We start from the raw sequence: 18,864 nt of genomic DNA on the forward strand, positions 1-18,864 counted from the left end.
CTATGATAAATAAAGAAGGTGAAAAACGTGAGATTAGATAAATTATTAGCAAATATGGGATATGGAAGTAGAAAAGAAGTAAAGAAATTATTGAAAGACGGCGTTGTAAAAATTGATGGCATATCAGTGAAAGATGCAAAGGTTCATGTAAATGTAGAAGAACAAGAAGTTATGATTCACGGTGAAGTTGTGGAATATAAAGAGTTTGTTTACTTAATGATGCATAAACCACAAGGCGTTATTTCAGCGACAGAAGATGATAATCATGAAACGGTAATAGATTTATTAGAGTTAGAAGATGCGATTTTTAATCCGTTCCCAGTTGGAAGACTTGATATTGATACAGAAGGTTTCTTATTAATAACAAATGACGGAAAGTTATCACATCAATTGTTATCTCCGAAAAAGCATGTGCCGAAAAAATATTATGCACACGTTGCAGGAGTAGTAACAGAAGAGGATGTAAAAGAGTTTGCTAAAGGTGTTATTTTAGATGATGGCTATGAAACAAAGCCAGGTGCACTTACAATATTAAAAAGCGATGATATTTCTGAAATCGAGCTTGTCATTACAGAAGGAAAGTTCCATCAAGTAAAGCGTATGTTTGAAGCGGTAGGGAAAAAAGTAGTCTACCTAAAGAGAACAGAGATGGGACCGTTAGTGTTAGATGAAGAGCTAGAACTTGGACAATACCGTGAGCTAACAGATGAAGAAGTAGAGATGTTAAAAACATATCAAGTAGATACTGAGAAATAGTGCTATTTTTAGGCGCAGAAAAGACCCCTTTCTAATGAGTTAGAAAGGGGTATGTATTTATTTACATACAATTATTTTTCGTTATGAGGTCATTCTCACTTTCTTTCCTGTTGTTGTCCACTTACCGCGGCAAGGGCTATACACGAGTTCATTAAACTGCAACACATTTAGATCACGTTGTATCGTTCGCGGTGTGATCCCGAACTCATCTACAAGGTCTTTCGTCGTTACCGTTCCGTTTTCATTGATGTACATATAAATTGATTTAATGCGTGTTAGCATACGAGTAGTTGTAGGTTTCAAGAGAAAACCACTCCTCTACTAGTTTTTTTGACCCCATTCAGGAAAGAAGGTCGTTACTACCATTGTACTCTACATGATAAAATTCATGCTTTAATCTACTTAAATTTTACAGAAATTTAACAAATATTCATATAGAAAAATATTGGTAGTTGACATTGTATATATGGTCAGTCAACTAACACATAAAATTCTACGTAAAACGCCAAATTCCTGCAAATTTTTTTGAAAAAACAAAAGAAAAACTAATGAGAAATATCTGAAATATTACAATTGTTCGGTATTTAGTTTTCGTGTATGGCATAAGAGATTTCGGTTTGTTATGATGAAAGAAACAATATAGTGAAGGATGGATGCGTGATGTCAGCAATTAATTGGACAGAAGAAGTTGCAAAACGAAAAGATGATTTAATTCGTGATACACAACAATTTTTACAAATTAAAAGTGTGTGGGAAGAAGAGTCAGCGAAAGAGGGCGCACCATTCGGTGAAGGTGTAGAAAAAGCTTTATCTTTCATGTTACATAAAGGAGAAACGGAAGGTTTTACTTCTAAAAATTTAGAAGGGTATGCAGGTCATCTTGAAATGGGACAAGGAGAAGAATTAGTAGGTATTCTTTGTCACGTTGACGTTGTACCAGAAGGCGATGGCTGGACGACTCCTGCATATAGTGCAGATATTCGTGATGGAAAGATTTTTGCACGTGGTGCAATTGACGATAAAGGCCCAACGATGGCAGCTTACTATGCGATGAAAATTGTGAAAGAATTAGGATTACCTCTTTCAAAACGCGTTCGTATGATTTTAGGAACAGATGAGGAAAGTAATTGGAAATGTGTAGATCACTACTTTAAAAACGAAGAAATGCCAACAATCGGTTTTGCGCCAGACGCGGACTTTCCAATTATTAATGCAGAAAAAGGAATTTCTGATATACAAGTTGTGCAAAATGGTAGTGAAGAGAAGAAAGGTACATATGAACTTGTTTCATTTGAGTCAGGTCGCCGTTTAAATATGGTTCCTGATTTTGCAGAAGCGGTTGTTACAGGAGAGGATGTAAGTGCACTTACAGTAGCATATGAAGAGTATTTACAAACTGCTAAAAAAATAGGTGAAGCAATTGTAGAAGGTAATACAGTAACGTTGCAAATTAAAGGAATTTCAGCTCACGGATCTACTCCAGAGAAGGGCGAGAATGCAGGTTTATTACTGGCAAACTTCTTAACGAAAGTTGCTCTTGATGGAAAAGGGGCTTCGTTTGCAACATTTGCAGCAGAAACATTTATTGGTGATATTTATGGTGAAAAGGCTACTATCGCTTATAAAGATGAGGTTAGTGGTCCATTAACAGTGAATGTTGGTCGCCTTTCTTATACGAAAGAGAATGGTGGTAATTTAGGATTAAACGTACGTTACCCAGTTACAACTAACTTTGAAGAAATGATTGCAAAGTTAAAAGAATATGTGGGTACTCATGGATTTGAAGTGGCGGATTATTCGAACTCTCGCCCGCATCATGTTGATAAAGAACACGTATTAATTCGTACGTTGCAGCGCGTATATGAAGAACAAACAGGTGAAAAAGCAGAACTATTAGCAATTGGCGGTGGTACTTACGCTCGTTCGTTAAAAGCTGGTGTTGCATTTGGCCCATTGTTCCCTGGAAAAGAAGAACTTGCACATCAAAAAGATGAGTATATTGAAATTGAAGACTTATTAAAGGCAACAGCAATTTATGCGCAAGCAATTTATGAATTAGCGAAGTAATGGATATATAAATAATAAAAGACCGTCCCGATACATACTTTGGGACGGTTTTCTATTACGTACCGTTTGTTGGTAAGCAGATGTTCCTTGTCGAAATGTAGATATCATTTCATCTATTAACGCGACCTGAACTTGGTTAGACTTGTAGGGAAGTTGGATTCTTTTTAATGGAATGAGATAAGAAAGAAAAGCAACAATAGAAAGAAGGAGAAGATGTACATGGAACTGCATTATTTTGTCGCAATTACGTTACCAAATCATATAAAAGAAGTGCTGTCTAACTATAAAGAGGAAATGCAAGAGGAATTACCATTTCGTTCATGGGTACATAAAGAAGACTATCATATTACCCTTTCGTTTTTAGGTAGTGCGACAGAGGAACAATTAGAAGGAATAAAGAATGGATTACAAGCACTTATAGAAATGGAAGAACTATTGTTCACATTACAAGGATTTTCAACGTTTGGTATGGAAGACAGGCCGCGTATTTTTTGGGCAAAGGTAAGCGAAAATCAAGATTTGTTTCAATTGCAAAAGCAAGTACACGTTATGTGTGAAGAGAATGGATTTTCTTTAGAAACGCGCCCGTATCATCCGCATATTACTGTTGCCCGTAAATGGGTAGGAGAAGAAAAGTTTGATTTAGAACATATAAAGGAAGTGCCTGAAATATCATTTCAAGCGGATACGATTACTTTATACGAATCTCATGTAAAGGAGACATCGAAATATAAAGCAATTGCTGAAATAAAATTACAAAAATAGAATGTATGAAAACGTTTTTTATACAGGTGAATATACTATAAAGAACAATGTGTTACTGTATAGGGCTTCGTTGATAAGAAAAGCCTTATCATTTGCAGCTCGTTTCATTTTAACTTTAAGAATGATGGTGATTTTTTTATGTTGAAAGTAAAACGTCCATTTGATGCCTATTTAGATGAAATGAATAAAATTACAATTTTGCTCCCACATGCGTATGGAACAAGTCGGACATTTCGTTTGCAAGAAGGAAGTAACGTGAAAGATCTACCGATTGCTCATACAATTGCGCTTCCGGATGCAACGAAGTATGAGTGCTTTATAGAAGAGCCGCTAGATGTGGGGAAGTATTATACAGTACGAGATGAACGGAATGAAGAAACAGATTTACAAATAGGTGCTGTCATAAGAACAGCGATTTTCGATGAAAAGTATTATTACGAAGGTACAGATTTAGGGGCAGTGCACCAAAAGGAAGCAACTACATTTAAAGTATGGGCTCCAACTGCGAGGCTTGCGAAAGTACGAATTTATAAAAATGATAAAGAATATACAGATTACGAAATGTACAGAGAAGAAAATGGAGTTTGGGCTCATACATTGCACGGTGATTTAGCAGGGGAAAAGTATACATTTCTTGTTTGTATAAATTTAATATGGAACGAAGCTGTGGATCCTTATGCAAAATCAGTGACTGTAAATGGGAAGTACGGCGTTGTTATTGATTTGGAAAAGACGAATGTAGCAAAGCGAGGGCAATTACCACCATTACAAGCAATGACAGATGCCATATTGTATGAACTGCATATTCGTGATGCTACTATTCATCCGGGCAGTGGAGTGAGTAAAAAAGGAACATATAAGGGACTAATGGAAGAAGGAACGACAGGGCGAAATGGGACGTTAACAGGTTTGTCTCATATAAAAGATTTGGGTGTTACACATGTTGAACTATTACCTTTATATTGTTTCGGTGGTGTAGATGAGGCAAACCCTTCCTCTGCATATAATTGGGGTTACAATCCATTATATTACAATGCGCCAACGGGATTTTATGCTACAAATCCCTCTGACCCGTATAACAGGATCGTAGAGTGTAAACAGCTGATTGAAACATTTCATGAGCATGGCATTAGGGTGATTATAGATGTTGTATATAATCATGTGTATGAAAGAGAGCTCTCATCATTTGAAAAGCTTGTCCCAGGATATTATTTTCGTCATGGTGAAAATGGTATGCCTTCTAATGGGACGGGAGTCGGAAATGACATAGCATCTGAACGGAAAATGATGAGGAAATTCATTGTAGAGTCTATTTTATATTGGCTTACGGAGTACAATGTTGATGGATTCCGGTTCGACTTAATGGGAATTTTAGATGTTGATACAATAAATATAATAGAAAAAGAAGTGCGAAATATAAAGCGAGATGCACTGCTATTAGGAGAAGGATGGGATCTACAAACACCACTTCCTCCAGAGGAAAAGGCAACGTTAAATAATGCAAAGAAAATGCCGCATATTGCGCAATTTAATGATCAATTTCGTGATGGGATAAAAGGGAGTACCTTTCATATAAATAAACGTGGTTTTGCATTTGGTGGGTATGTAGACTGTAATCATTTGCAATATATTGCATCAGGAAGCCTTTTGAGTATGAAAGAAACAGGTTTGTTTCTAGAGCCTGTGCAAAGCATAAACTATGTAGAATGCCATGACAATATGACGATGTGGGATAAACTCATGCGCAGTAATGAAGAGTCGGAAGAGGTTTTGAAAAAACGTCACGTGCTAGCAACTGCAATGGTGATTCTGTCGCAAGGCATCCCTTTCTTACATGCTGGGCAAGAGTTTTATCGTACGAAGCAAGGGAATGAAAATAGTTATAATGCAAATGATGAAATTAATCAATTAGATTGGGATCGAAAAGAGAAAGAGATAGAGACCGTTAACTATATAAAAGGTTTAATTGCGATTCGTAAAGAGCACGGAGCATTCCGATTACAAAATGCAGACCTAATAAAAAAGCACATGACCTTTTTGCAAACATCTCCAGAAGTACTTGCACATCATTTAGAGCACGTAGAGTCGTTTGGACCGTGGAAAGAGATTGTCGTTTTATTTAATAGCAGTTTGGAAGCAAAAACGGTGCAACTTCCGAAAGAAGAAATGTGGCATGTGTTAGTAAACGAAAAGCTAGCGAAAATAGAGCCAATTTCTTCATTTAGAGGAAAGGAACTTAGGCTCGCTCCGATTAGCACGTATATATTGACGATAATGTGACAAATCGCTACTTGACGATGAGAATGTAATAAATGTAGAATTGACAAAGGTGACGATTTTGATAAGTTGTCATTCTATAGCTGGTTTTGTAAAATAAAATAGAGAATTTTTGGCTTATGCCAAGTTTTCTTTTCATTTACAGTAAAATATATGAATCCACAACATGTGTAGAAATGTTGCGGTTTTTCTTTTCATAACTATAAAAGATAAGGATTTGTTAACGGGTAATGAATATGGAATGGTTGGAACAATTATTAGGAAAAGAGTGGAGTCTTGTACCGGCTGGTGGAGTAACGGGCGATGCATATATTGCGCAAAACGGACAACAGAAGTTATTTTTAAAGCGGAATACATCGCCCTTTTTAGCGGTATTGTCAGCAGAAGGAATTGTTCCAAAATTACTTTGGACAAGAAGGGTAACGAACGGTGATGTAATTTCTGCTCAAAAATGGCTTCCGGGACAGAAGCTAGAGCCAGAGGATATGAAACTAGAACGTGTTGCGAAACTTTTGAAAAAAATACACTCCTCTAAAGCACTCGTGCAGATGATTCAAAGACTTGGGAAGCAGCCGCTTCACGCACAAGAGTTATTACAACAGCTGCAACTCGTTTTAAGAGGAGATATAAGGGATGAGGAAACAATTCAGCAAGGTCTTCAATATTTAATGGATTCATTAAAGGATATTGAATACAATGAATTCGTTGTATGCCATTGTGATGTAAACCATAACAATTGGCTATTGTCAGATGAAGATGAGTTGTTTTTAATTGATTGGGATGGAGCTGTAATTGCTGACCCAGCTCTAGACCTCGGTATGTTATTATATTGGTACATTCCGCGCCAAGAATGGAGTGAGTGGCTCGGTTACTATGATATTGAAATGGATGAATCGCTGCTTAAACGTATGAGATGGTATGTGATAGCACAAACGATTTTGTCTATTCAATGGCATACAACAAAAAAGCAGCAAGCAGAAGCTGAATATTGGCATCAATATTTACAGCAACTACTTGCTTCAGAGTAATACTTAAGAAAAATTGTCCATTCCAGCAATCCACTGAGTAAGTTGTTCTTGATTATTGGAAATGTGGTTGTCCAAATTAGAGGAAGATTTACCCGATTGACTATAAGAATATACATCGTTTAGCATTGCTTTAGCGTCACTACTTATATTATCGTTTGCGAGTAACGATTGAATGAGACGCTCTAATTGCTCGCATTCAGAAACTGTCCCGCAACAATCACTTTGGTGATTGACTAAAATATCTTTCAGCACTTCTAATTGATGTTGTTGATTAATTGGCATGAACGGATCATCCTTTCGATTGTTTTTCTCTTCTTAGAAAAGTAAGAGAAAAAGCTGTTTCGTCATGGAATGTTTAATGCTGTATGTAGTTTTTATCAAAATGGTACATCTTATACTTGAAAGAAACGGACCGAGTGCTCGTACGTACTTGGTTTTTTGTTTGGTAGATTGATTAAAAACAGAAAGAAGGAATTATTCCTTTAAAATAGCTATGTAAAGAGAGGGAAACATCTATGCGTTTAAGACATAAACCATATGCAATGGATCGAATTAATGAGTATTCACATATCGTAATCGGCAACCCAGAGGAGCGCGCTGGTAACTGGAAAGAAGTATTTGGAAATGAGCAACCCATTCACATTGAAGTAGGTACAGGTCGTGGCCGCTTTATGTATGATATGGCAAAAGCCAATCCACATATTAATTATATTGGAATTGAAAAATTCACAAGTGTTGTTGTAGACGCACTTGATAAATTAATTGAAGAAGAATTACCGAACTTAAAGTTAATTAATAAAGATGCTGAAGATTTAACAGTTTTCTTTGCAAAAGGTGAGATTGATCGCGTTTATTTAAACTTCTCAGATCCATGGCCAAAGAAACGTCATACGAAGCGTCGTTTAACGTATAAAACGTTTTTACGCAATTATGAAGAAGTGCTAGTAGAAGGCGGAGAAATTCATTTCAAAACAGATAACCAAGGTTTATTTGAATATTCTCTTATGAGTATGGCTGAGTATGGTATGTTACTAACTTACTTAAGCTTAGATCTTCATAACAGTGACTTTGAAGGTAACATTATGACTGAGTACGAAGAGAAATTCTCTAGTAAAGGTCATCGCATTTACCGAGTAGAAGCAAAATATCGTACAGAGCCTATGCAGTAATGCATAGGTTTTTTGTATCTAAAATAATCAGAATTTTATGTTAGTATTAAAAGAAAAGGGGGATGAAAAATGGAACAGTTACAAGTTGGAGATATAAAAGTGACTTGGCTAAAAGGTGGGAACACATATTTAGACGGAGGAGCAATGTTTGGCGTTGTGCCGAAAGTACTTTGGTCACGTAAATATAAACATAATGATACAAATCATATTTATTTACGAACAGATCCGTTACTTTTACAAACGAAAGATGGCAACATGCTCATTGATTCCGGAATAGGAAACGGTAAATTGAGTGAGAAAATGAAGCGAAACCAAGGTGTAACAGAAGAATCATCGGTTTATGAGTCATTAGAAAAACTAGGATTAAAGCCTGAGGATATACACTGCGTTTTAATGACGCATCTTCATTTTGATCATGCATCCGGCTTAACAAAATGGGAAGGGGATCACCTTGTGCCAGCTTTTCCGAATGCGAAAGTTTACGTAAGCGAAACAGAGTGGAATGAAATGAGGAATCCAAATATTAGATCCCGTAATACATATTGGAAGGAAAATTGGGAGCCGATTGTAGACCAAGTTATTACGTTTCAGCAAGAAATAGAAATTACAGATGAAATAAAAATGGCGCATACAGGCGGTCATAGTGATGGACATGCAGTTATTGCTTTAGAAAGCAAAGGAGAAACAATGCTGCATTTAGCAGACTTATTGCCGACGCACGCCCATCAAAATGTATTATGGGTAATGGCTTATGATGATTATCCGATGACATCAATTGAAAATAAGCAAAAGTGGATGAAGTATGGCGCTGAAAAAGATGCTTGGTTCACTTTTTATCATGACGCGTATTACCGTGCAGTAAAGTGGAATGAGGAAGGTCATATCGTAGAAAAAATAGAACGAAAAACGGATATAGAAGCATAAAAAGGGGGGAGCAGTCTCATTTTTGTTGTCGTTTTTTGTCGGTAAGTCGATATATTTGAAAAATCGCCGATATAATTTGAGTTACGGTCGATATATTCGAAAAATCGCCGATATAATTTCAATTACTATCCACAATTAAAAAATAAGAGGTTCACCTAATGGGAACCCTCCTGTTTATGCTGCTATAACCTCTAAAACAGTACCTGTTTTAGCATCAACTAAAAATTCAAATCGTTCTTGTATATCATTTAACATCGTTGTAAGACCGCCGCGATATACTTCGTATGCGACATCATATTTTTCAAATGTCTCTGGAACCATATGTACCCAAGAGCCAGTAATTTCACCTTTATGACTTAATGCTTGTTTTACCATTTTCAATGCTTTTTCTGAAGAAATATGGGATTGTTCTTGTACTTTGTTTGCAACAAGATAACCAGCTGCGAAACCAACGCCAAGACCTGCTACTAAACCTTTCCAGCTCATATATTCACCTCAATTCTATAAAATAAAAATAGTGTACCGATAATAATTATAAAGCAAATACAGCTAAAAAAGAAGAAACTAGAAACATTTCGAAAATTTCGTTACAATAAAAGAGGTATTCTACTAAGGTTTGAAAGAAGGGGACTTCGTGAATAAAGAGACATTACAATTATTTCGTACGTTAACAGAATTACAAGGTGCATCAGGTTTCGAACATGATGTACGCCGTTTTATGAAGCAAGAATTAAGCAAATATGCAGATGAAATTGTACAAGACGGTTTAGGTAGCGTATTTGGTCTGAAAAAAGGGGACGAAACTGGCCCGCGTGTTCTTGTAGCAGGTCATATGGATGAAGTAGGTTTCATGATTACGCAAATTACGAAAAACGGAATGCTTCGTTTTCAACCTTTAGGCGGCTGGTGGAGCCAAGTACTATTAGCTCAGCGCGTACAAGTGATGACGAAGAATGGCCCTGTCGTTGGGGTTGTTGGTTCTATCCCTCCTCATTTATTAAGTGACGCGCAACGTGCAAAACCGATGGATATAAAAAATATGTTAATTGATATAGGCGCAGATAGCTATGAAGATGCGATTGAGATTGGTGTAAAACCAGGACAACAAATCGTGCCAATCTGCCCGTTTACGCCGATGGCAAACGAAAAGAAAATTATGGCGAAAGCTTGGGACAACCGTTACGGATGTGGCCTTGCAATCGAATTACTAAAAGAATTAAAAGACGAAACATTACCAAACACATTATACTCTGGTGCGACTGTACAAGAAGAAGTTGGTCTTCGCGGTGCACAAACTGCTGCAAATATGATTCAACCAGACATTTTCTATGCGCTTGATGCAAGTCCAGCTAACGATGCATCTGGTGACAAAACACAGTTCGGTCAATTAGGAAAAGGTGCTCTTCTTCGTATTTATGACCGTACGATGGTAACGCATAGAGGAATGCGCGAATTCATTTTAGATACAGCAGAAACACATAACATTCCGTACCAATACTTTATTTCGCAAGGTGGTACAGATGCGGGCCGTGTACATACAAGTAACTCAGGTATCCCATCAGCAGTAATTGGTGTTTGCGCACGTTACATTCATACACATGCTTCTATTTTACATGTTGATGATTATGCGGCAGCAAAAGAGCTAATTACGAAGCTTGTAAGAGCAACGGATAAAACGACGTTAGAAACAATTAAGAATAACGCGTAGAGAAGAAGGGCGAAAAACCCTTCTTTTTTTAGGTTGAATAGATGCTCGAGCGATGTATGGTAGCGGTCAGTGCTTAATTGATTCTCGCACGGGGGATTAAAACCCCGGGAGGAAGTAAGAGTAAGATTGCTTTTGGATTCGAGGTCCGCAATGTTGTGAGAAAAACTCTTCTTTTTTAGAGTGAAGAGACAAACAAGCGATGTGTATTGGCCGTGCTTCCGTGTATAAAGAACAATTTGATTAAGGGGAAATGATAAATTTTTATAGAGGTGAACGAAATGAAAGTAGTAGTTGGATCTAAGAATAAAACGAAGGTTGGAGCTGTGGAGAAGGTTTGGAAAGATGCTACAATTACATCTCTTTCTGTTCCTTCAGGAGTAGCAGCACAACCGTTTTCAGATGAAGAGACGATGCAAGGAGCGATCAATAGAGCGAAGCGAGCGCTAGAGGAAGCGGGAGCTCAAATTGGCATTGGACTAGAAGGCGGCGTAATGAAAACAGAGCACGGTTTATTTATGTGTAACTGGGGGGCGCTAGCAACAAGTGATGGTAAAATATTTGTTGCCGGCGGGGCACGTATTACGTTACCAGATGATTTTTTAGCACCTCTTGAAGATGGCAAAGAGTTAAGTGAAGTGATGGAAGAGTTTGTACAGAGAAAAGATATTCGTAGTCATGAAGGTGCGATCGGTATTTTTACGGATGATTATGTGGACCGTACGGAATTATTTGTACACGTTGTTAAGTTACTTGTTGGGCAATATAAGTATGATGAAAAGCAAGCATAAACCTTGCACCGTGCGCGATGTATGGTAGTATAAAAGAAAGATTATAACATGAAAAACTGCACTCGTTAGAGGAGGAAATATAGATGAAATCATTAGAAAGCATGGAGCAATTCCAAGAGTTAAAAAATGAAGAGAATGTAATCTTTATGTTCTCAGCAGAATGGTGTCCAGACTGCCGCTTCGTAGATCCATTTATGCCAGAAGTAGAAGAGAAATATAATGATTTCTCATTTTACTATGTAGATCGTGATGAGTTTATTGATCTATGCGTAAAATTAGACGTATTTGGCATTCCGAGCTTTGTAGCGTACAATAAAGGTGAAGAAACAGGTCGCTATGTAAACAAAGATCGAAAAACACAAGAACAAATCGAAGAGTTCATTGAAGGTTTAAAATAAGGCAATTTGCCAATTGAATTGTAAAACAACCTCTACCTTCGCGGGGGAGGTTATTTTTTTGGAAGGGAGGAAAAAGAGATGAAGATGACAAGTAAAAAGATGAAAGACGAGTTAATGAAGAAATTATCTCGCCCGGAATGGGACTTTCAGTATGATAGCGAGAAAGAGGTTCTACGTATAGAACAGAAAGACTCGAAAAAAGGTATTAACGTATCGCTTCCAGGAGTTGTAGCAAAATGGGAAGTGAATAAAGAAAAGGCGATTGAAGAGGTTGCCTATTACGTACAAGAAGCGTTAATTGCGATGCATAAGGAAGAAAATAGCGCGGCGAAAATTTTACCTGTTATTCGCTCTACTTCTTTCCCGAAACAAGCAGAAGAAGGAAATCCGTTTATTATGACGGATCATACGGCGGAAACACGTATTTACTATGCGCTAGATTCGAATAAAACATATCGTCTCATTGACGAGCGTTTATTACAAAAATTAGGGCTTACAGAGCAACAAGTACGTGAAATGGCATTATTCAACGCTCGCTCATTAGGTTATGAATTTAAACAAGACACAGTAGCAGGTAATACATTTTACTTTTTAAACACAAATGATGGGTATGATGCGACTCGTATTTTAAACGAATCGTTACTACAATCGATGCGTGAAAAGATTTCTGGTGACATGGTTGTTGCTGTTCCTCACCAAGATGTATTAATTATTGCTGATATCGTCAACGAAATCGGTTATGATATTATTGCACAAATGACAATGAAATTTTTTGCCGAAGGGCATGTTCCGATTACATCACTTTCATTCGTATATGAAGATGGGGACTTTGAACCAATCTTTATTTTAGCGAAGAATCGGAAGAAGACAGATGGAAAAGAGAAAGGATGAACGAAGTGAACGTTTTTTACAACCTTGAAGGAATTGGTGACACTCTAATTGTTGCCTTACAAGATATTACTTTAGAGAACCGTACTTTTGATCGCAAAGGAGATGTTGCACGCGTATATGATCGTGAAAGCAACGAAACAGCAGGATTCAACATCTTTCATGCATCTTCTTACTTAGAAGTAAAAGAAACAGGTAACCTTACATTAACGAAAGAACTTGTAGAAAAAATCAACGAAATTTTAGCGAAGAACGGCTTTGAAGAAACAGTAGAAGCAGATCTTTCTCCAAAATTTGTTGTAGGCTATGTAGCTGAAAAAGAAAAGCATCCAAATGCTGATAAGTTAAACATCTGTAAAGTAGAAATCGGTACAGAAACATTACAAATTGTATGTGGTGCACCAAACGTTGATGCAGGACAAAAAGTTGTCGTTGCAAAAATCGGGGCTGTAATGCCAAGCGGTATGTTAATCAAGCCAGCTGAGCTTCGCGGAGTTCCTTCTGCTGGAATGATTTGTTCAGCACGTGAATTAGAGCTTCCAGATGCTCCACAAGAAAAAGGTATTCTTGTATTAGAAGATAGCTTTGAAGTTGGACAAGAGTTTAAATTTTAATTGATATAAGAAAAGAGAGGTTGTCCTTTTGGATGACCTCTCTTTTCGTTTTTTTTTGTCAGTAAATCGATATCCTGTGTTGAATCGTTGATATATTGCGAGTTGTGATAGATATATTCAGGAAATCATTCATATTCATAAGGATGTCACTTTTTTTCTTAAAATCTATATTGTATTTTATAAACAATCTAGTTAAAATTTAGAAAAATAGAAGGGGATAGACGTATGAAACAACAACTAAAAATCGCAGAACTTCTGAAACGAATTGAAACTTCAAAACAGCAAGATATCGAGTTAGGTACTTATGAGATATATTTGTTTAGTGAAAATGAATTAGAAAAAGGACAAATCGGTTATCGATATGATAAACATAAAAATTCATTAATAAGTGAAGACCACGGAAAATGGAAAGAAGAATGGATCGTTATCGGATATGAAACAGATATGGGGGACCCAGTTTTCGTAAATGTGTCTGATGATGCGTATTTAGTTTATACTGCAGAGCGCGGTACAGAAACGTGGCAACCCGTTCATATTGGAAATATGGATGAGATTATAAAACAATTATAAAAAACTTTGAGACCGGTGCAAAGTGATGGGAGAAAAACATGAAGTATATAAAAATAATGAGCATGATTGCATTCATTGGCATATATATGGGAGGTTGCTCACAAGAACAACCGAAAAAAGAGACAACAGCTTCTATAAAAGAAACAAGCGAAAATAAAAAGGTAGACGCACCGGTAGAAAAGCAGCAAGAAGAACAAGAAAAGAAAGAAGAACCGCAAGCAGTTCAAACAAATGAGCAAGTGGAGCAAAAGCAGGAGGAAGTGCCGGCCGAAGAAAAGAAAGAGGAATCTACGCCAGCGCAGCCAGCAGAGCAACCAGTGCAAAATAATGAACAAAAAGTAGAGAGTAATGAAAAACAAGGAAAGTTTCTCGTTGTTATTGATCCAGGACACCAACAAAAAGCAAATTTAAATTTAGAGCCGATTGGGCCAGGCGCAACGACGCAAAAATATAAAGTGACAGATGGTACAACTGGTGTTGTGACGAAAAAAAGAGAGGCTGTTCTTGTATTAGAAATGGCTTTCGTATTAAAAGAAAAGTTAGAAGCAAAGGGAATGCAAGTATTGATGACGAGAACGTCACAAGATGTGGATATAAGTAATAAAGAACGCGCGACATTTGCGAATGATCATAAGGCAAACTTGTTTTTACGTCTTCATGCAGATGGTTCTGAAAATCCGAATCAAAGTGGATTCGCTGTATTGACGCCGGCAGAAGGAAGTCCGTATACGAAAGAGATTTATGCGGAAAGCCTTCAAATCTCTCAAACGATAGTAAATAAAATGAGAGAGAATCATCAAGTGAAAGTAAATGGAATTAAATTCAGGGATGATCTTTCTGGATTTAATTGGGCCAAAGTACCTGGCGTACTATTAGAACTTGGGTTTATGTCAAACCATGAAGAAGATAAAAAATTATCTGACCCGCAGTATGTAAATTCTTTATTGCAAAGTGTAACGGATAGTGTAGATGAGTATCGGAAGAGTAAAGCTTAAACGCAGTCTTACATGTAAGGCTGCGTTTTTCCATATGAAAACACTCGTAAATTAGAATATTATGGATAAATATGACATGCTTAATTTTACCTGCACTTTTTGCCGAATGCTGATACAATAAAGGATGTTACTATTTAGTAGAAAGAGTGGTAAGCATGTTAGATTGGATGAAAAAGCTGTTTAACAAAGAGGAAGAACAAACAGCGATGAATAAAGAAGTACAAAAGCAAGTTGAAAGTCAGCCGAAAATTCCTCGTGTAAACCACTACACCGAAGCAAGAGAAGCACAAATGGCAAGTAGGAATGCAGGTAAATGCCGTTTTCCATTAGTACCGGATAATGGGTTCGACGAAGAAGATGTTATAGAAACAGGGCATTTTGAAGAACAGCCTGTTCAAGCTGTAACGTATGAAAATCAGCCTATTCAAAGAGGAATCAAAGTGGAAAGAAGCAGACGACAGTATGTGGAGAAGGTAGTTTCTACATATGAAGAGCCGGAAATGCAATATGAACCGGAGCAAGAGCCTGTCGTAAAGAAAGCATCTACACCAGCGCAAGAAAGTAACCGTAGACCATTTCGTCCAACAGAAATGATTTCGCCAATTTACGGATATAATCGTCCTTCAGTAGAGAAAAAGGAAGAAAAGCAGGAGGAAGTAAAGGAAAGAGAAGACCTTGAAATATCTGTAGAGGGCAAATCAGTCGTTGATGCATGGTTAGAGAAAAAAGGATATACATTATCCCATTTCTCAGAAGGACAAGCACCGACTTCTTCCAGTCATGAAAGAGTTGATCAGCAAGATCAACAGAGTAAAAAGGAAGAAAAGTCAGTTGTCGATCAATGGCTAGAGAAAAACGGTTATGAAATTGAACGCCAAGAGCCTATAGTAGAAGAAAAAGAAGTGGTTCAAGAAATGAGTGCACCGCAGGAAGTTCCAGCGGCTGAATTACTTCATGAAACAATTGCTGAGCGTATGGAAGATGCGAAGCAAGAAAAAGATGTAGTGGTAGAAAATGTTCTACAAACAGAATCATTAGCTTCTAAAGTAGAGCACGAGGATACAATATTATCAGAAGAAATGAAACGTAATACAGAAATAGAACAGCCTACTATTGAAGTAGAAAAACAAGCACCAGAAGAATCAGTGATTGTTAAAGCAGAAGAAAAGCTTGAAGAAACAATCATTGTAGAAATACCAGAAGAAGTAGAAGTAATTGCGGAAGCAGAAGAGTCAGAAGAAGTGGAAGTAGTTGCAGAAGCAGAAGAGTCAAAAGAAGTGGAAGTAATTGCGGAAGCGGAAGAGTCAGAAGAAGTTGGAGTAATTGCAGAAACAGAAGAGTCAGAAGAAGTGGAAGTAATTGCGGAAACAGAAGAGTCAGAAGAAGTGGAAGTAATTGCGGCAACAGAAGCACCAGAAGAAGTGGAAGTAATTGCGGAAGCGGAAGAAACAGAAGCACCGGAAGAAGTGGAACCTGTAGTACTTGAGGAAACGCAGCAAGAAATGGTGTTAAATGAAGCAATTGAACAAAAGAATGAATTCATACATGTTGCTGAGGCTGATGAACAAACGAAAAAAGATGTTCAAAGCTTTGCGGATGTTTTAATTGCAGAAGAAGCAGCGATTGTAGAAGAACAACCAGTTGTGGAAGAAGCAGTGATTGCAGAAGAACAACCAGTTGTAGAGGAAACAGCGATTGCAGAAGAACAACCAGTTGTGGAAGAAGCAGTGATTGCAGAAGAACAACCAGTTGTGGAAGAAGCAGTGATTGCAGAAGAACAACCAGTTGTAGAGGAAACAGCGATTGCAGAAGAACAACCAGTTGTGGAAGAAACACTGGTCGCAGAAGAACAATCAGTTGTAGAAGAAGCACCGATTGTAGAAGAACAACCAGTTGTACAAAAAGAAGAACCAAAACGTGAGAAAAAGCGTCACGTACCATTTAATGTTGTTATGTTGAAACAAGACAGAACGCGATTAATGGAAAGACATGCGGCTAGAACAAATGCAATGCAACCTTCTATGAGTGAACGAGTAGAGAATAAGTCTGTACATCAAGTAGAAGAAAAACCAATGCAGCAAGTAGTGGTAGAACCACAAGTGGAAGAAAAACCAATGCAGCAAGTGGTAGTAGAACCACAAGTGGAAGAAAAACCAGTGCAGCAAGTGGTAGTAGAACCACAAGTGGAAGAAAAACCAGTGCAGCAAGTGGTAGTAGAACCACAAGTGGAAGAAAAACCAATGCAGCAAGTGGTAGTAGAACCACAAGTGGAAGAAAAACCAGTGCAGCAAGTGGTAGTAGAACCACAAGTAGAAGAACGTCCAGTGCAGCAAGTGGTAGTAGAATCTCAACAAGTACAAAAGCCAATTTCAAGTACGGAAGTAGAAGAGAAAGCATATGTTGTAAATCAAAGAGAGAATGATGTGCGAAATGTATTGCAAACACCACCGACGTATACGATTCCACCATTAACATTGCTATCGATTCCGCAGCAAGCAGCATTAGATAATACAGAATGGTTGGAAGAACAGAAAGAATTATTAGATACAACGTTTAATAATTTCCACGTTGGCGCACATGTTATTAATGTATCGCAAGGTCCAGCAGTAACTCGTTTTGAAGTACAGCCAGATCCAGGTGTGAAAGTAAATAAAATTACAAACTTAAGTGATGATATTAAGCTAAGTTTAGCGGCGAAAGATATTCGTATTGAAGCGCCGATTCCAGGGAAGAGTGCGATTGGAATCGAAGTTCCAAATAAAGAAAGTAAGCCAGTATTTCTTCGTGAAATTTTAAGAAGTCCTGTGTTTACAAAGAGCGAATCACCGCTTACAGTTGCGCTTGGACTTGATATTTCAGGTGATCCAATTGTAACGGATATTCGAAAAATGCCACACGGACTTATTGCGGGTGCAACAGGTTCTGGTAAAAGTGTATGTATTAACGCCATTTTAACGAGCATTTTATATAAAGCGAAACCACATGAAGTGAAGTTAATGTTAATCGATCCGAAGATGGTTGAGCTTGCACCATACAATTCTGTTCCACATCTTGTAGCACCTGTTATTACGGATGTAAAAGCAGCGACAGCTGCATTAAAATGGGCAGTTGAAGAAATGGAGCGCCGTTATGAATTATTTGCGCACGCAGGAGCTCGTGATTTAACTCGTTACAATACGATTGTAAGTGAGCGAGAAATTCCGGGAGAGACATTACCTTATATCGTTATTGTCATTGACGAGTTAGCCGACTTAATGATGGTAGCACCTGGTGATGTTGAGGAAGCAATTTGTCGTATTGCGCAAAAGGCACGTGCTTGTGGTATTCATTTATTAGTAGCGACGCAGCGTCCATCTGTAGATGTTATTACAGGTTTAATTAAGTCAAACATTCCAACGCGTATTGCGTTTACTGTATCATCTCAAGTTGATTCGCGTACGATTATCGATATTGGGGGCGCAGAGAAATTACTTGGCCGTGGTGATATGTTATTCTTAGGGAACGGTACATCTAAGCCAGTTCGTGTACAAGGTGTATATGTATCGGATGATGAGATTGAAAAAACAGTTGATCATGTGAAAAAGCAAATGAAGCCGAATTACTTATTTAAGCAAGAGGATTTATTAGCGAAAACAGAACAAGCTGAGTCGGAAGACGAATTGTTCCTTGATGCATGTCAATTTGTTGTAGAACAAGGGGGAGCGTCCACATCTTCTGTACAGCGAAAATTCCGCATCGGTTATAATCGCGCGGCACGTCTCATTGAAGAGATGGAATCGCAAGGAATTATTTCTGAAGGTAGAGGAACGAAGCCAAGAGACGTCCTTATTTCTGAGGATGAATTTGCCGCTATGCAGGAAACAAATGTATAGTAAACGGTTTTGCTGTATACTAAGAGAAAATGTTGGATAGTAAAG

The 18,864-nt window shown here is 37.6% G+C and carries 18 protein-coding genes; 15 read left to right on the plus strand and 3 right to left on the minus strand.

What is annotated here, in order from left to right:
* Positions 1-27: 27 nt before the first annotated feature.
* Positions 28-756: a pseudouridine synthase gene (locus ACTFRS_RS11925; RefSeq protein ID WP_001234935.1), complete on the plus strand. Its 729-nt coding sequence runs from the start codon at positions 28-30 to the stop codon at positions 754-756.
* Positions 757-837: 81 nt separating this feature from the next.
* Here the strand turns inward: ACTFRS_RS11925 and ACTFRS_RS11930 are convergent, their stop codons facing one another.
* On the minus strand, positions 838-1,059 hold the full coding sequence (locus tag ACTFRS_RS11930; RefSeq protein WP_000805512.1) for a DeoR family transcriptional regulator: 222 nt from the start codon (positions 1,057-1,059) through the stop codon (positions 838-840).
* A gap of 357 nt (positions 1,060-1,416) precedes the next feature.
* Here ACTFRS_RS11930 and pepV point away from each other — a divergent pair, with 357 nt between their 5' ends.
* The 4 genes from pepV (at position 1,417) to ACTFRS_RS11950 (ending at position 6,893) form a co-directional block, all read left to right on the plus strand.
* On the plus strand, positions 1,417-2,823 hold the full coding sequence (gene pepV, locus ACTFRS_RS11935; RefSeq protein WP_242269731.1) for a dipeptidase PepV: 1,407 nt from the start codon (positions 1,417-1,419) through the stop codon (positions 2,821-2,823).
* A 219-nt stretch (positions 2,824-3,042) separates the two neighbouring features.
* Positions 3,043-3,588 carry an RNA 2',3'-cyclic phosphodiesterase gene (thpR, locus tag ACTFRS_RS11940; protein ID WP_440024940.1) on the plus strand — a complete coding sequence of 182 codons (546 nt, stop codon included), beginning with the start codon at positions 3,043-3,045 and terminating at the stop codon, positions 3,586-3,588.
* Positions 3,589-3,726: 138 nt separating this feature from the next.
* Complete coding sequence (gene pulA, locus ACTFRS_RS11945) at positions 3,727-5,868, plus strand: type I pullulanase (protein ID WP_242294858.1); 2,142 nt, start codon at positions 3,727-3,729, stop codon at positions 5,866-5,868.
* Positions 5,869-6,095: 227 nt separating this feature from the next.
* Positions 6,096-6,893 (plus strand): phosphotransferase family protein, encoded by a 798-nt coding sequence (locus ACTFRS_RS11950; RefSeq protein ID WP_001055736.1) that lies wholly within the window; start codon positions 6,096-6,098, stop codon positions 6,891-6,893.
* A 3-nt stretch (positions 6,894-6,896) separates the two neighbouring features.
* On the opposite strand, the gene ACTFRS_RS11955 is transcribed toward ACTFRS_RS11950, so the two are convergent.
* Positions 6,897-7,175, minus strand: coding sequence for a YtzH-like family protein (locus ACTFRS_RS11955; protein ID WP_001122234.1), 279 nt, complete (start codon positions 7,173-7,175; stop codon positions 6,897-6,899).
* Positions 7,176-7,408: 233 nt separating this feature from the next.
* Between ACTFRS_RS11955 and trmB the strand changes: the two genes are divergently transcribed.
* Complete coding sequence (gene trmB / locus ACTFRS_RS11960) at positions 7,409-8,062, plus strand: tRNA (guanosine(46)-N7)-methyltransferase TrmB (protein ID WP_001239380.1); 654 nt, start codon at positions 7,409-7,411, stop codon at positions 8,060-8,062.
* A gap of 69 nt (positions 8,063-8,131) precedes the next feature.
* Positions 8,132-8,986 carry a YtnP family quorum-quenching lactonase gene (locus tag ACTFRS_RS11965; protein WP_440024938.1) on the plus strand — a complete coding sequence of 285 codons (855 nt, stop codon included), beginning with the start codon at positions 8,132-8,134 and terminating at the stop codon, positions 8,984-8,986.
* A gap of 174 nt (positions 8,987-9,160) precedes the next feature.
* Here ACTFRS_RS11965 and ACTFRS_RS11970 read toward each other — a convergent pair whose 3' ends face one another.
* Positions 9,161-9,472 (minus strand): PepSY domain-containing protein, encoded by a 312-nt coding sequence (locus ACTFRS_RS11970; RefSeq protein ID WP_000118543.1) that lies wholly within the window; start codon positions 9,470-9,472, stop codon positions 9,161-9,163.
* A 148-nt stretch (positions 9,473-9,620) separates the two neighbouring features.
* On the opposite strand from ACTFRS_RS11970, the gene ACTFRS_RS11975 reads away from it, so the two are divergent.
* The 8 genes from ACTFRS_RS11975 to ACTFRS_RS12010 all read left to right on the plus strand — a co-directional run bounded on the left by ACTFRS_RS11975 (position 9,621) and on the right by ACTFRS_RS12010 (position 18,819).
* Entirely contained in the window at positions 9,621-10,694 is a 1,074-nt protein-coding gene (locus tag ACTFRS_RS11975) for a M42 family metallopeptidase (protein WP_139866404.1), read from the plus strand.
* Between the two features lie 278 nt (positions 10,695-10,972).
* Positions 10,973-11,482: a DUF84 family protein gene (locus ACTFRS_RS11980; RefSeq protein WP_242269735.1), complete on the plus strand. Its 510-nt coding sequence runs from the start codon at positions 10,973-10,975 to the stop codon at positions 11,480-11,482.
* A gap of 83 nt (positions 11,483-11,565) precedes the next feature.
* Entirely contained in the window at positions 11,566-11,880 is a 315-nt protein-coding gene (locus ACTFRS_RS11985) for a thioredoxin family protein (RefSeq protein WP_139866406.1), read from the plus strand.
* 78 nt (positions 11,881-11,958) lie between these two features.
* Positions 11,959-12,771 (plus strand): DUF1444 domain-containing protein, encoded by an 813-nt coding sequence (locus tag ACTFRS_RS11990; RefSeq protein WP_000784603.1) that lies wholly within the window; start codon positions 11,959-11,961, stop codon positions 12,769-12,771.
* Complete coding sequence (gene ytpR / locus ACTFRS_RS11995; RefSeq protein ID WP_001006757.1) at positions 12,768-13,382, plus strand: YtpR family tRNA-binding protein; 615 nt, start codon at positions 12,768-12,770, stop codon at positions 13,380-13,382. The genes ACTFRS_RS11990 and ytpR overlap by 4 nt, the downstream gene beginning before the upstream one ends.
* Positions 13,383-13,607: 225 nt before the next feature.
* Positions 13,608-13,952, plus strand: a complete 345-nt coding sequence (locus ACTFRS_RS12000; RefSeq protein ID WP_139866407.1) for a thiamine transporter — start codon at positions 13,608-13,610, stop codon at positions 13,950-13,952.
* 38 nt (positions 13,953-13,990) lie between these two features.
* Positions 13,991-14,947, plus strand: a complete 957-nt coding sequence (locus tag ACTFRS_RS12005) for an N-acetylmuramoyl-L-alanine amidase (protein ID WP_139866408.1) — start codon at positions 13,991-13,993, stop codon at positions 14,945-14,947.
* A gap of 155 nt (positions 14,948-15,102) precedes the next feature.
* On the plus strand, positions 15,103-18,819 hold the full coding sequence (locus ACTFRS_RS12010) for a DNA translocase FtsK (RefSeq protein ID WP_440024936.1): 3,717 nt from the start codon (positions 15,103-15,105) through the stop codon (positions 18,817-18,819).
* Positions 18,820-18,864: the final 45 nt, after the last annotated feature.

The organism is Bacillus cereus group sp. MYBK139-1, from assembly GCF_051916915.1.
Lineage (GTDB): Bacteria > Bacillota > Bacilli > Bacillales > Bacillaceae_G > Bacillus_A > Bacillus_A pacificus.